The sequence below is a fragment of the Candidatus Nitrospira nitrificans genome (assembly GCF_001458775.1).
Lineage (GTDB): Bacteria > Nitrospirota > Nitrospiria > Nitrospirales > Nitrospiraceae > Nitrospira_D > Nitrospira_D nitrificans.
In genome coordinates this window covers 1-15,381 of the sequence record NZ_CZPZ01000005.1, presented here as the reverse complement: position 1 = coordinate 15,381, position 15,381 = coordinate 1, and the positions used below count along the sequence as shown (strand labels likewise).

The following is a 15,381-nucleotide window of genomic DNA, read 5'->3' as shown; positions in this document are numbered from 1 at the left end:
TTGTGGCTAGCCGCATTCTTCATGAACGGTCCGCTGCAACCGCGAATTCGCTGCTGCGACGAGCCTTCGGCGATCCTCCTCGCGAAATACAAAAGACACAAGCCCTCGGCGCTACATGGCGCTCCGATTGCCCCTTCGTGCCCCAATTTCATGATCAGCGCTGTCTAAGTAAGTAGACAGCGTAACGTGGCTTATTTCTTGAGATTGAGATGGATGCGGTGCGCTCGTGACTTGGCGTGTAGAAAAACACGACAAAAGTGAACGATGAATTATGTTTCACCTGAATCGCGCTAACGATCCGTTATGACGAGATATTCTGAGTGAAGGGGCTCGCTGCCGTTTTTCGGCACAGTCATTGCTGTTCAAGAAAGTGCTGGTGAAGGTTTGGGTGATTTTGGACCGGCCTCCGAATGACCCATTCCTTCGTAAGAAGGAACCCTTCACCAGCTCTTATCCCTCCTGAGAGACAAGGCCGAGGGGCGGTTCGGAGGCCGGTTCTCGTTCCATCGATTACGCGATGATCAGATTCAGATCATGTGAGGAGAGGTTCTTACTGTAACTAGGCGATCAATAATCATTAGAGGGGAGGCCGAGTTATGAGATCTACGCAGGTTAACATTTCCAAACAGCACCGGAGGCCGAGGAGAGGCGGCATCATGCGGCGATTCCTGAGCCTGGTCATGGCGAGCGGGCTCGCCGTGACGCCGATGGCGTGGGCCGCGGAGCAACATGGTCACCACGGTAGCGTGGAGCCGGCGTCCGCCAAAAAGGTGATTTATCGTGAAGGCGGGTCAGTCCTTCACGACCGCATGATGGAAGAGATCAAGCGGCAGCAGGAATTCATCGGGAAGAAGGGAGGGTACAGCACGGGCGCCGACAGCCACATGATGCAACAGGGCGTGTTGCTGGTGGCGGAGGATTCGGACAAAGTCTCGGTCACCGGCGGGCAGCGGTGTCCGGCGAATGCACCCGTCAAGGAATATCATGTCACCGCGATCAACATTGAAATTACCCTGAGCCGTTTTCTCGATTACTTCCCCGGGTATATGTACGTCCTGAACGAAAATCTGGATAAAGCACGAGCCGAGGAGACCGCGAACAAGGACGCGCGGGAAAAAGAAAACGATCCCGGTGCCCTGTCGAACGGTCTGCAGGGTGATGTGATCCAACCGCTCGTCATCCGGGCGAATCAGGGTGACTGCCTCAAGATGACACTCCATAACCAGATCACCGATGAGCCGACCAACCTCGTCATCAATGGGTCGTCGATGGTGGTCTCATCGACCGGGAAGCCGGCAACCCCGTCGAATCCGGATACGACCGTGGCGATGGGCAAGCAGCAAAACTTTGAATGGTACATCAAACCCGACACGCAGGAAGGCGCGCGGTTTTTCCGCTCACACGCCTCGCGCGAGCAATTCAATCAGGGCCTGATCGGCATGCTCGTGGTGGAGCCGAGCGGCTCGCGCTATCTGAGCCCCTTCGACGGCAAGCCGATGGCGAGCGGCTGGGAAGCCATGATTGAAGATCCGAAGGGGGCGGATTTCCGCGAATTCGCGATCTTTTATCATGAGGCAGGAGATGAGGCCTTCCGGATTTTGAACAAGAAGGGTGAGATGCTGCCGCAGCGCGACCCGCATACCGATTCCTATCGCCCTGGGGCACGGTTGCTGAACTATCGCAGCGAGCCGCACGGTACCCGCATCGAACTTCAAGCACACATGGGGTTCTACGGTGATGAGTCCATGGCCTATGGGTCCTATACGTTCGGCGATCCGGCCACGACCATCCCCCGCTCGTATCTCGGCGATCCGGCCAAGTTCCGGATGGCAGGTGGATCGGAGATCGTGCATTCGCATCACCTCCATGGGGGGTCCATTCGCTGGGCACGCCAGCCGGGGATCAGCAACCTGGACTTCGCGGCTTCCAGCAATGGACCGGTGAAGTTTCCGCTCATCAGCGATACTTCAGATCGTCTCGATGTGCAGTCCATTGGGCCGACAGAGATCTACGATCAAGTGATCGAGGGCGGTTCAGGAGGATTGCAGGCATTGGCCGGCGAGTTCGTGTTCCACTGCCACATCCCGCAGCACTATGTGACGGGCATGTGGGGATTCTGGCGGGTGTACAACACCCTGCAAGCGCCAGGGTTCCAGACCGATGTGATGAAACCCCTGGTTGAGTTGCCGGATCGCGCCGGCCGCATGAGGACCGGTGTCGCAAGCGATAAGCTCGTGGGCACGATGGTCGATTGGTACGGCGGCAAAAAATTCGAGATCACCAAGGACAAGACGGATTGGAAAGCCAATCCGGCCAAGGTCTCCATCAAGGATTGGGTCGAGATGCAGGTGCCGCCGCAGGGCAAGCCAGGGCACAAGAACACGGAAAAGGAACAGACCCTGGCCTATGACTCGACGGTCAATGATTGGGCGTGGGACGGGGCGAAGGCGCTGACCGAGCCGGAAACCTCGTACGAATGGGTGAACTACAAGTCGGCGACTCCTGGCAAGCGGCAGGAGATTCTCTTCGACCCTCGCAGCGGAAAACTGTCGTGGCCGTGGTTACGGCCGCATTTGGGGCGGCGGGTGCCCTTCTCTCCGAGCCATAGCGGGGCGCCGTGGTTGGAGCCGATCCATCGGCGTGACGACGGCAGCAATTCAACCGAGCCTGCCAAGCCGGGCGAGAACGGACCCTGGAGTCTCTGTCCGGAAGGCGCGCCGCTCAAGAAATTCAATATCCATGCGATCACCTTGCCGATTACCTTGAAGGGGGCGACGGCCAAGACGCCGGCGATCGTCGATCCGGACGGCTTGCTCTATGTGTTGCATGAAGAGGAAGCTGAGGTTCGAAAGAATCGAGCGAAGCAGTTTCCGCTGGTCATTCGCGGAAACGTGCAGGACTGCGTTGACGTGGTCTATAAGAGCGAGCTGAAGGATGATGCACGGCAAGGGTTCTCCAGCAAGACGAACCTGCATCCGCACATGTTCCAGTTCGACACGCAAGCCTCCGACGGTCCGATCATCGGCTTCTCGTATGAGATGTCGCTCCGGCCGTTCACGATTCTGAAAGACGAGCATCCCGGCAAGGGCATGCCGGTCCCGATGAACACCACGATCGAGGCGGATGCCGCCAAGGGGGCGACCAGCATCAAGGTCAAGGATGCGTCGAAGTTCCACGTCAAGACAGAGCTGGGCGTGGGGATGGATGAAGTGAATGGATTCGAGTCAGCCCGTATCAGCAAGATCGACGGCAATACGATCACCTTTGAGCGGCCGTTGCAGCACGCCCATAAGAAGGGTGAGATTGCCTCGGTCGAGTGGATCCGCGAGCGCTGGTATGTGGACGCCGATTTCGGCACCACGTTCTGGCATGACCATGTGTATGGACTCGACTCGTGGGGACACGGGCAATATGCCTCATTCATCACGGAGCCGCCGCGATCGACCTATCATGATCCGGTCACGGGTAAGGAAATCAGGAGCGGCCCCGTCGCAGACATTCACACGACCGAACCGGTGTCCGCCCATATCAAGGGATCTTTCCGTGAGATCGTGACACATGTCATGGATTCCAACCCTCGGGCGGCGGAATTGATTACGGCCGACAATCCGCAGGCGAGGGTCAATGCCATATCTGTGGATGGGACGCCTTCGGCGGTCTATCCGGCCAGATTGAACCTCTCGCCGATGAAGTTCTTAAACGGCGGCGAGGCCACGACCGGCGGCGGGTACAACATGCGGATAGAGCCTTTGTCTGTCCGCTTAGCCAACAACCCCGATCCGTCGCAGTTGTTCAGCAGCCGGGTTCATGGAGATCCGGACACGCTGATGTTGCGGGCCTACCTGGGCGATCCGGTGGTGGTCAGGCTGCTTGAAACGTCGGCAAACGAAGTGCATTCCTGGCACATCAGTGGGCACTGGTTCCCGATGGAGCGCTACAGCAAGAACTCCATTCCACGGAGCTCGCTGCACGTGGTGATCGGGGAACGGTACGATGCGGCTATTCCGGCCGCCGGCGGACCGCAGCAAATGGCCGGCGACTACCTGTACTATAGTGGTCGGGCGTCGCACTTCGTCGAAGGCAGCTGGGGAATTTTCCGAGTCCTTGACAAACCGGAGACCACGCTGAAGCCGCTCCCTGGGCGCAGCGAGATTCCACAGTCGGCCAAGTCGGTGTGTCCGGCCGGCGCGCCGCTGAAGAGCTTCAACGTCTCGGCCATCGACAAGGCGATTCGCTACAACAAGGGGACGCCTGGGACGATGGAGGTCGACCTGGAGCGCAAAATGGTGCTGGGCAATGAGACGGGTAAGATATATGTGCTCGAAGGCGAGAAGACCAAAGTCGCGTCGGGCAACCTTGAGCCGAGCCCGTTGACGTTGCACGTCAATGTCGGTGACTGCATCAAGGTCAATCTGAAGAACGAGATGGCCAAGGACCGAGCCGGGTTCCACGTGGACAACCTGGCGTATGATCCAAAAGAGTCCATGGGTATCAACGCCGGCAACAATCCCGGCGATCAGACGATCGCGCCGGGCCAGAGTAAGACCTATACGTTCTACGCCCATCCGGAGTTCGGAGAGAACTCGGCTCTCATTCAGGACTGGGGGAACGTGATCGAGAATCCACGGAACGGACTCTTTGGTGCCGTCATCATCGGTCCGAAGGGATCGCAGTATCGCGATCCGGTGACCGGCGAGGACTTGGGCCAGAAGAGCTCGTGGAGGGCGGATGTGATTGTCGATCAGACCGTATCAGGAAACGAAAAACGGCAGAACTACCGCTCGTTCACGCTTCTGTTCCAGGACGAAGACAACCAAATCGGAACCAGCTTCATGCCGTACATCCAAAAGGTGGCCGGCGTGACGGCGGTGAACTATCGGTCGGAGCCGACCGATTACCGCACGGAGAAAGGCTGCGCCTACAGCGAAGTGTTCGCCTGCGTGAAGGCGGGTGAGACCCCCGTGACGCCGACCATCGCCGCGCACGTCGGCGATTTGGTCGTCATCCACGTTCTCGGGGCGTTCAGCGAACAGGTGCAGCTCTTCAGCGTGTCGGGCCATGAATGGAAGCACGAACCGTACATGAGCGGGGCCGACCTCGTGAGCACCATGGAATTCGGTGGGTCCGAAGTCATCAATGCCTGGTTGCACGGCGGAGCCGGCGGACCGAACGGGATTCCTGGTGACTATCTCTGGCTCAATCAGCGTCCGGGCTATCTCGATGCCGGGCACTGGGGGATGCTGAAGGTCTTGGATCGCGACAACCGTGCGATCCTTCCGCTGAGCGGCAAAGCTCCGGCCACACAACAGGCCGGGGGTTCATCGCCGGCAAAATCTCTCCCGGTGTCGACGAAGGCGAAGGCTAAGTAGACCCACGGGAGACCGAACCGACGGGGGAATCCGGCGATGTGAGAGCCGGGTTCCCCCGTTTGTTTTTGAACGGTGAACGATGTCTTGAACCCAACTCAAACATACGGTACAAAGACTGATGGAACCGCAAGATCTTCCTCTCTCGATTCGTTTGCTCTTGATCGGGCTCGTGTCGGCGGTCACCGGGAGTGTCTCAGCGCCGGCTACAGCACTTGATTTTTCGGCTGAGCGGATCGTAAAAAACGGAGAGTCGATCGTCACAGCCCATGTCAACGCCAAGGGCGATCGCTGGCGGTTCGAATACACGTACCCCCAGCGAGGGGCCAATATCATGATCGTTCGGAAGGATAAGCAGCATTCGTGGCTCATCCTTTCGAAACGGCGGCAGTATCTCGAGGTTCCGATCGCGGCCGACCATGCATTGACGGTGGCCGAGAATATGGACGGAGAGGTCTCGCGCGAGTTGGTGGGCGACGAGACGCTGAATGGTCACCCCACGGAACTGTTTGAAGTGACGGTTGCCGAACGGGGTGAAACGCGTCAATATTATCGGTGGGTGACCAAGGCCGAGCGGTTTCCACTGAAGACGGTGAGCAAGCAGGGGAAGTGGTCGGAGGAGTTTCGTCGGGTGATCTTCACGGAGCAATCTCCGTTCCTCTTCGAGCTTCCACGACGGCTGGATAACGCGAATCCATCCGCCGATACGCAACAGTAGTCGCATGACCGGAGGAAACATGAGAACGGCGATATTGGGCGCATTATGGGCGGCGGGCTGTGTATCGGTCTTCCTGACAACGGGGCTGCGAACCGATGCCGGGGCCTATGAGTCGGCACCGGTGGTGGACGGAGGGACGGTGCGGGGGAAAGTCACGTTTACCGGAACTGTTCCGGAACCCAAAGAATTCGAGCTGCGTCGCTATTATGACCGTGAGTATTGCGGCACGGTATCGGACGGCAAAGGGCATCGGCTCCTGAAGGAAGTCAATCTCGGGCCTGAGGGGGGACTCAAGGATGTGGTCGTGGTGGTGGAAGGCATCCAGAAAGGCAAGCCGTTCACGTTCACCGATGCCGAAGTGGAAGCGAGTCTCTGCCAGTTCCTACCCTTCGTCACGGTGGTCAGCGACAAGCGCCGCGTCACGGTGTTTAATCGGGATCCGGTGTCGCACGACATTCAAGGCTATGCATATGACCAAGCCGGCGTCGATATCGTCCTCCATCGGCCCGCGCTGCACGTGAGCGGGACCACCGATGTCGTACAGCTGGTCAAAGGGCGGAAAGTGTTTACCATGCAGTGCGGCATGCACCCTTACATGCAGAACTGGGGCTATGCGATCGACAATCCCTATTATGCCGTGACCGATCTCAACGGCTCGTTTACGATCGGTGATCTCCCGGCCGGGACCTATCACATCAAGGCCTGGCATCCGATCCTCGGCAGCCAAGAGCGGGACCTTACCGTAAAACCCAATGAGACGGTGTCATTCGATCTGTCGTTTGAAGCCAAATGATGGGACAGGGTGGGAGGCGTTACCTGATATTCATCGCAGCGCAACTGGTAGCTTAGGTTCGGTACGAGCGGGCTGACCGCCTTCTGATCTCGTCCAGGTTGGTAGGTCGCGAGTATCTGTTCAATCATTGGCATGAGTTGGTTCTCTCCCGCAAATCGAGACTTTGATCCTGATCCCTCATCCTTCGTTCCGACCGTGGGACATGACGTGGTACTCGATCTTCCTGTAGCGTTCCGTGATATGTGCGACGGGCTATCGAAATTCGTCGAGCGTCTCGGCTGGTCCCACCGACAACATTCATATCATCTGTTGAGGCGGCGAGATTAAAATTCCCTGTTGCGCCTGTTGCAAAAGGTCTTTGGAATCTATATATATGTCATCATGGTACGAAGTTTGTCTGCTATATAGCTGTGTGTGCGTTGTGATTCAGTGGCAACAATCCTTCCGACTCAGTGTGACCTCTACGAGAGTATTCTTTTGAACGAAAATCTGTCTGACGCTGTTCACAGCTAGTGCGGAGAAATATTTTTCTGGAGGAGGGTGAACGTATGAGTGATTTAACGAAATGGATGGGGCCGGGAATTTGGGGGTTCGCAGCCAGCCTGGTATTGGCTGGGGCGCTGCCGGCTGGTGCGATTATGTCGCACGATGGGCATGTTGCGCAGGGTGCGACGCAGGATCTGGCGAAGCCAGTCCACGCACAAGCAGGTCCGGCGCTGATGGACAAGATGTCGAAAGCCGTCGAGCAGGTGGAGCGACAGGTCCACTCAAAAGGACCGTTCCAGGGCGCGAGTGCCCACGCGATGCAGCAGGGTGTTCTGCTCGTTGCGGATGATATGGACAAGGTGAAGGTCACGCAGGGCGGACGATGCCCGGCAAGTGCGCCGGTGCGTGCCTATGACGTGACCGCGATGAACATTGAGATTACGGTCAATCGGTTCGGGGACTTCTATCCGGGCTTCATGTATGCCCTCACGGAGAATGTCGCCGGAGTACGGGAAGAAGAGACAAAAAATAGGACCGCGCGGGAGAGTGAAGATCCGACCTTCGCCGAGGGCGCTATCTCTAATGGGTTGCAAGGGGATCTGATCCAGCCGCTGGTCATTCGGGCCAACCAGGGTGATTGTCTCAGGATCACGCTGCGCAATCAGATCGAAGGCGAGCCCACGAACATGATCATCAATGGCTCGCAAATGTTGGTCGCCAACAGCGGAAAGCCGGCGACGGCCAATAACCCTGAGGCCTTGGTGGCGTCAGGAAAGACCGGTGAGTTCGAATGGTACATCCAGCCGGATACACAAGAAGGCGGACATGCATTTCATAGTCACGCATCCAGAGAGCAGTACTCGCTGGGTCTGTTGGGGTCGCTCGTGGTTGAGCCACGCGGATCTCGGTATCTCAGCCCGTTTACCGGCGAGGAGATGAAGAGCGGCTGGGAAGCTATGATCGATCTTGACAAAGGATCTGACTTCCGTGAGTTCGTGATTTTCTATCACGAGGCCGGCGATGAAACATTCCGCCTGCTCAACCGCAAGGGTGACATGTTGCCTCAACGCGACGCCCATACGGACACCTATCGTCCGGCAGCCCGGTTGCTCAACTACCGGAGCGAGCCGCATGGCACGCGTTTGGAGATGCAAGAGCACCTGGTTGGGTTTGCCGATGAATCACAGGGCTATGGCTCCTATACATTCGGTGACCCTGCCACGACGATCCCACGTTCCTATCTGGGCGACCCGGCGAAGTTCCGGATGGTCGGCGGATCAGAGATCGTCCATTCTCACCACCTCCATGGTGGATCGATCCGTTGGGCGAGACAGCCGGGGACCAGCAAGCTGGATCCGACTCTGTCTAAGAACGGTCCGGTCAAGTTTCCGATGATCAATGATACCTCTGACCGGTTGGATGTGCAGTCGATCGGACCGTCCGAGATTTATGATGAAGTGATCGAGGGCGGATCAGGCGGGTTGCAAGCGTTGGCCGGAGAATTTGTCTTTCACTGCCACATTCCGCAGCACTATGTCACAGGCATGTGGGGATTCTGGCGGGTCTACAACACACTGCAGCAACCGGGCTTCCAAACCGACGTCATGAAGCCGCTTGTGGAGTTGCCGGATCGGGCAGGCAAGATCAAAGCCGCCATCAGTTCCGACAAGCTGGTCGGTACCACGGTTGATTGGTATGGCGGGAAGAAGTATGAAATTACGAAGGATAAGACCGATTGGAAAGCCAACCCGGTGAAGGTCTCCATCAAGGATTGGGTGGAGTACATGCTGCCTCCGCAAGGATTGCCTGGTAAAACAGAGGATCAAGTCCAGCAAGCCAAGGCAAATGACGCAACCGTGGTGAATTGGAAATGGGAAGGGGCATTGGCACTCAATGAGCCGGAAACCCCGCACAAGTGGGCCGACTATGTGTCGCCTGCTCCACTGAAACGTCTCCCCATCACGTTCGATCCTCAGACGGGCAAGTTGGCGTTCCCATGGCTGCGTCCGCATCTCGGGAAGCGGCCGCCCTTCGCGCCGAATCATGGCGGTGCGCCCTGGTTGGAACCGTTCCATGTGAGGGAGGACGGCACCAAGAGTACCGAGCCGCCCAGGCCTGGAGAACAAGGCCCATGGAGTCTGTGTCCTGAAAATGCTCCACGAAAGTTCTTTACCACTCACTCCATCATTCTGCCGATCACACTGAAACCGGCGACGGAAAAGACGGCGGCGGTCGTTGATCCGATCGGCATGATCTATGTGTTGCACGAGGAAGAGGCGGAAGTTCGTAAGGATCCTAAAAAGCAGGTGCCGCTCGTTATTCGCGGCAACGTGTATGATTGCGTGGATGTCATCTTCAAGAACGAAATTCCTGATGATGCGCGGACCGGGTGGTCGAACAAGATCAACCTCCATCCGCATTTCTTCCAGTTCGACACCAGTGCGTCGGATGGTCCGACGATCGGGTTCTCTTATGATATGTCGTTGCGCGCCTTCACGATGTTGAAGGATCCCGAGCCGACGAAGGGCATGCCGTTACCGGCCAATACGCTGTTGACGGCGGATTCGAAAGCCGGCGCCAGGAGTATCACGCTGGCGGACACGTCCAAGTTCCATGTGAATACGGAACTCGGCGTGGGCATGGATGATCCGAAGTTCTTCGAAGTCGCGCGGATCAAGTCTATTAACGGCAAGACCGTCACGTTCGATGCTCCGTTGAAGTACGGACACAAGAAGAACGATATTGCCAGCGTGGAATTCATCCGAGAGCGCTGGTATGTGGACGTGGACCTCGGCACGGTGTACTGGCATGATCACGTGTTCGGTACGGACACGTGGGGGCATGGCCTCTTCTCAGCGTTTATCACGGAGCCACCACGGTCGACCTATCATGATCCGGTAACCGGCAAAGAAATCCGGAGCGGTCCCATCGCGGACATCCATACCTTGGAGCCGGTTTCGGCCCACATCCGAGGCAGTTTCCGTGAAGTCATGATGCATATCATGGACAGCAACGCCAGATCTGCGGAGCTGATCACGACGGACAATCCTCAGGCGAAGATGAATGCGGTGACGGTGGATGGGCCGCCGTCGCATCAGTTCCCTGAACGTATCAACAAGTCTGCGATGTGGTTCCTGAACGGAGGCGAAGCCACCACGGGTAGCGGCTACAGCATGCGTGTGGAGCCGTTGAGCGTTCGGCTTGCGAACAACCCCGATCCGTCCAAATTGTTTGTCTCCGGTATCCATGGTGATCCAGGCACTCCGTTGTTGCGGGCGTACCTCGGCGACCCCATTCTCGTGCGGGCGCTCGTTGGGTCGGCCAATGAAGTGCATACCTGGCACGTCACGGGGCATTGGTTCCCGATGGAACGGTACGGGAAGGATGCCATGCCGCGCAGTACGGTCCATTTAGTGATCGGTGAGCGGTATGATCCGGCTATTCCAGCGGCTGGTGGTCCGCAAAAACAAGCGGGCGACTATCTCTACTATAGCGGCCGCGCGTCGCATTTCGCGGAAGGCAGTTGGGGCTTGTTCCGCGTGTTTGATGAAATGCAAAGCGATCTGAAGCCGTTGCCTGGACGTGAGCAGATTCAAAAGTCCGCTCCGTCGGTGTGTCCGGCTGATGCGCCGGTGAAGTCGTTCAACGTCTCGGCGATCGATCAACAGATCCGGTATCACGAGGGTGCGCCGGGTGTGATGGAAGTCGATCTTGAGCGGAAGATGGTCTTCGGCAATGAACAGGGCAAGATGTATGTGCTCGACGGAGATCGAGGACGGGTCAAGGCCGGAGAACTCAGGCCGAGCCCGTTGACTCTGCACGTCAACGTCGGTGATTGCGTGAAAATCAATCTGAAAAACGAGATGGCCAAGGAGCGAGCCGGGTTCCACGTCGACATGATGGCGTTTAACCCGAAGGATTCGTTCGGCGCCAATGTGGGCAACAATCCCGGTGATCAAACGGTCGGTCCCGGCGAGAGCAAGACCTACACCTACTATGCCCATCCTGAATATGGGGAGCTTGCTGCCTTGATTCAGGATTGGGGGAACGTCGTGGAAAATCCGCGAAACGGCCTGTTCGGTTCTATCATCGTTGGTCCGAAGGGATCGCGGTATCGTGATCCAGTCTCGGGTGACGATATTACGATGAAGAGCAGCTGGCGTGCCGATGTCCTTGTGGACCGGACGCTTCCGGGAAATGAAAGCCGGAAGAACTATCGCGACTTCTCGTTGATGTTCCAGGACGAGGACAATATCGTGGGCGTGAGCTTCATGCCCTACATTCAACAAGTAGCCGGCATCACGGCGGTCAACTACCGCACGGAGCCGACGGCGTGGCGAATGGAAAAGGGCTGTGACATGTCCGAGATTTTCAGCTGCGTGAAAGCCGGGGATACGCCTTCGACCCCGTTGCTCCAGGCTCACGTTGGAGATCCCGTGGCCGTTCACGTGTTGGGCGCGTTCAGTGAGCAGGTGCAACTGTTCACGATTGATGGGCATGAATGGCCGCATGAACCCTATATGCAGGGCGCCGACCAAGTCAGCACCATGGAGTTCGGTGGATCGGAAATCATCAATGCCTATCTCACCGGAGGCGCCGGCGGTCCGAACAAGATCGTGGGCGACTACCTCTGGAAGAACCAACGGCCGGCCTTTGTCAACGCCGGACAGTGGGGCCTGTTCAAGGTCCTTCCGGTCGATGATCAACGGATCAAGCCGTTGATGCCGCAGGTTCCACCGACAAGGACTGCGGAGCAGCCGTCCGGTAAGGCCAAAGCCTCACCGACCTCGCTGAAAGGCAAGAAGTAAGCAGGGACATCGGCGGCGTTACCCGCATTAAAGCGGGTAACGCCGCCATCCTACCGAATCCATCTGATTGGATACTGCTGGGGAGCCACGGCTCCCCAGTGTTTTTTTGACAGGGGCGTGATGATGAGACGCTTCACCCGTGCTCTTGTTCTTGGTTTCATCGGCTTGACTTTCACGATACTCACGATGAGTCCGGGAGCGATGGAACTCGCATCGGCCTATGAGTCAGTGACGGTCGTGAACGGAGGCGCGGTCAAGGGGATGGTGCACTTCACCGGCGATTTGCCTGACCCGGCTGTCTTCAAACTCCATCGCTATCCGGATCAGGGCTATTGCGGTGCCCTTTCGGATGGATCCGGCTATCGTCTGCTTCGCGAAGTCTTGGTGGGGCCACAAGGCGGACTCAAAGACGTGATTGTCACGATCGAGAGCGTGACAATCGGTAAACCGTTCGAATTGGAAGAAACCACGTTGGAAGCGAATATCTGTCAGTTCGTGCCCTATGTTTCGGTCATGCGCAACGAGCATCCTCTGAGCGTGAAAAATCTGGATTCCGTCGCGCACGATCTTCAAGTGTATGAACGGGATTGGGAACATATCTTTATTATGTTTCACCGTCCCGCGCTGACCAAAGGGGGAACCCAGGATTTTGTTCGTTTTACCGGGGATCGGCGAGGTGTTATCATGCAATGCGGGATGCATCCCTATATGCAGGGACATGGTCTCGCTGTCGATAATCCGTACTATGCCGTGACGGGGAGCGAGGGGATGTTTGACATCAGAGACCTCCCGGCCGGCACCTACCGGATCAAAGCCTGGCATCCGACTCTCGGGGAACAGGACCGGGAATTCACCGTGGCGGCCGGAGAAAGCAGTTCGGTGGAATTTACGTTTAAGGCGAAATAGCAATGCGTGTATGGTGGCAATTGGTCGGTTTGCTCCTCACCCTTCTGGTGAGTGAGATAACGACGCCGGCCGCGTTCGGCGAGGTTGCGGCGGTGCAGTCGGTGAGCCGTGTCGAAGTGGTGCTTGCCAATCAGTATCGAACTCGTGAAGCCGAACTCAAACAGGAATTCGCGCAAGCCGGATTTCTGAACGTGCATTTCCAGTTTGCTCGGATGGGACAACCACCGCAGAATATCGGATTGGGGCGAGAGGTCCCAGCCGATAAGGCCAGGGAAGCGATCCGATTGGCGCTGAAGTACAACCTAGGAGTCGGCATCTTACTGCCGGAACGATTGTTTCCCCCCAGGTTTATCACGATCGCGTCGTCAAATTATGATGACACCGTGGAATATCCGATTGATCAAGCAACCTTGACGAGGTTGCAGAACCCTGAGTTGACGACGGAAGCATTTCATCGTCTTTATCACGAGCTGACATCTGCCGTGATCGTCCCCAAGGGGCGCTATTAATGGCGCCTTTACGGTTGCAAACCGGATACTCCAGCATCGCATCGATGATCTCCGGGCTCATGGTCGCCATCCTTGTTTCACTGATCGCACACACGATCGCGCTCGCCGGTGAACCGGATCAAAGCCTAAAGGAAGCGGCGGACGGGCTGAGATCGAATGCCGAAGTGATGGTGGCCCATGGCGGAATGGGTGATGCGAAGGCAATCATTCACCATTGCGCTGAGACGGTGCGGTATGCCGAATCGATCATTAAACAGCTCTCCACGTCGCATCCAGGGCGAGGGGAGGGTGTCGCTTCCCTGAATGACGTCATCCGCCACTGTAAGCGGGTCGCGGAAATCGGTGTCCACGCGGATCCCGGAGTGCTCCTCAATCCTGCCATCAAAGCTCGCACAGCCGCATACGCATCCGTGAAGGCCCTCGGACTCGGCAAGTAAGGACAGCCATAAAACCGAGGCGAACGGATTGCGGCCGGAAATCACATTTCAGCCTCGGGGAGCCGATCCTCGCACCACAAACCGTTTCCAAGTAGCCCTAATCTCAAACTAACCCTTAGCGGTGGCCTGGAGGTGGATGACGCCTTGGGAATGTCACACCTCGTTCGCCATGCACCTAGGGAAGGTCTGATTTATTCTTCCCGCGGGATGTGCTAAAGGACACGCAGTCCTGATGAGGAGGCGCATCTATGCAGCAATCGACGTTTGCCGAGGTCACGTTTGAGCAATATCGCAAGCCCACCCGCCGTGAGCAGTTCCTCGACGAGATGAATCGCGTGGTGCCATGGGCGGAATTAGTGGCCGTGATCGAGCCGGTTTATCCCAAGGCCGATGGGCCGGGGCGTCCACCGGTCGGGATCGAACGCATGCTGCGCCTCCATTGCCTGCAACAGTGGTTTAACCTGTCGGACCCAGCTGTGGAAGAAGCGCTGTATGACTCACGGGCCATGCGACAGTTCGTCGGGATTGATCTGGGCCGTGAGCCCGTACCCGATGAGACGACGATCTGCAAGTTTCGCCACCTCCTGGAAGCCCACCAGTTGGGTGAGCAGCTCTTTGCACAGATCGGTGCGTATCTGACGAAGCAAGGGCTCCAGGTGAGCCGCGGCACCATCGTCGATGCGACCATCATCAGTGCGCCCAGTTCGACGAAGAACCGGACAAAGGAGCGGGATCCCGAGATGCATCAGACCAAGAAGGGCAATCAGTGGTATTTCGGTATGAAGGCCCATATCGGCGTGGACAGCCAGACGAAACTGATTCATTCGGTCGCGGCGACCGCTGCCAATGTGCATGACAGTCAGATGTTACCGGAGTTGCTGCATGGCCAGGAGACTCGGGTGTGGGGCGATGCCGCCTACAGTGGGCAACGCGAGGTGATCCGGCAGCATGCGCCTAAGGCCAAGAGTTTCATCCAGGCGAAAGCATACCGCTATCGACCGCTGAGTGAGGAGGAGCGGGCCAGGAACCGGACGAAATCGAAAGTGCGGGCCAAAGTGGAGCATACGTTCTTGGTGATCAAGCGCATCTTCGGCTGGGCCAAAGTCCGCTATCGCGGGTTGGCGAAGAATACCCATTGGCTGCATATCAGCTGCGGGTTGGCGAATCTGTACGTAGCGCGACGGCGGCTCATGGCGGGGACGTAGAAGACGTGTGTCCGGAGGCGGACAGCGGGCCATCGGACGGTGGGTGCGCCCGATAAAAAGGCTTCCGAGCCAGCGGATGCCCACCGAATTCACCCTGGTGATCACCCCAGAAACAGATTGCCGAGTGGAAACGTGAATTAATCAGATCTTCCC

8 protein-coding genes are annotated in these 15,381 nt (G+C 57.4%); all 8 read left to right on the top strand.

What is annotated here, in order from left to right:
* Positions 1-656 precede the first annotated feature (656 nt).
* The 8 genes from COMA2_RS04325 (at position 657) to COMA2_RS04290 (ending at position 15,228) form a co-directional block, all read left to right on the top strand.
* The gene (locus COMA2_RS04325; protein WP_175304386.1) at positions 657-5,369 is read left to right on the top strand and encodes a multicopper oxidase domain-containing protein; all 4,713 of its coding nucleotides are present in this window, start codon (positions 657-659) and stop codon (positions 5,367-5,369) included.
* A 118-nt stretch (positions 5,370-5,487) separates the two neighbouring features.
* Positions 5,488-6,084 carry a hypothetical protein gene (locus tag COMA2_RS04320; protein ID WP_090895002.1) on the top strand — a complete coding sequence of 199 codons (597 nt, stop codon included), beginning with the start codon at positions 5,488-5,490 and terminating at the stop codon, positions 6,082-6,084.
* Positions 6,085-6,103: 19 nt separating this feature from the next.
* The gene (locus COMA2_RS04315; RefSeq protein WP_090895000.1) at positions 6,104-6,877 is read left to right on the top strand and encodes a carboxypeptidase regulatory-like domain-containing protein; all 774 of its coding nucleotides are present in this window, start codon (positions 6,104-6,106) and stop codon (positions 6,875-6,877) included.
* Between the two features lie 548 nt (positions 6,878-7,425).
* Positions 7,426-12,171, top strand: coding sequence for a multicopper oxidase domain-containing protein (locus tag COMA2_RS04310; protein WP_090894999.1), 4,746 nt, complete (start codon positions 7,426-7,428; stop codon positions 12,169-12,171).
* Positions 12,172-12,372: 201 nt separating this feature from the next.
* Entirely contained in the window at positions 12,373-13,077 is a 705-nt protein-coding gene (locus tag COMA2_RS04305) for a carboxypeptidase-like regulatory domain-containing protein (protein WP_090894997.1), read from the top strand.
* A gap of 2 nt (positions 13,078-13,079) precedes the next feature.
* Positions 13,080-13,586 carry a hypothetical protein gene (locus COMA2_RS04300; RefSeq protein ID WP_090894996.1) on the top strand — a complete coding sequence of 169 codons (507 nt, stop codon included), beginning with the start codon at positions 13,080-13,082 and terminating at the stop codon, positions 13,584-13,586.
* Positions 13,586-14,023: a hypothetical protein gene (locus COMA2_RS04295; protein ID WP_090894994.1), complete on the top strand. Its 438-nt coding sequence runs from the start codon at positions 13,586-13,588 to the stop codon at positions 14,021-14,023. The genes COMA2_RS04300 and COMA2_RS04295 overlap by 1 nt, the downstream gene beginning before the upstream one ends.
* Positions 14,024-14,271: 248 nt before the next feature.
* Entirely contained in the window at positions 14,272-15,228 is a 957-nt protein-coding gene (locus tag COMA2_RS04290; protein ID WP_090894682.1) for an IS5 family transposase, read from the top strand.
* Positions 15,229-15,381 lie beyond the last annotated feature (153 nt).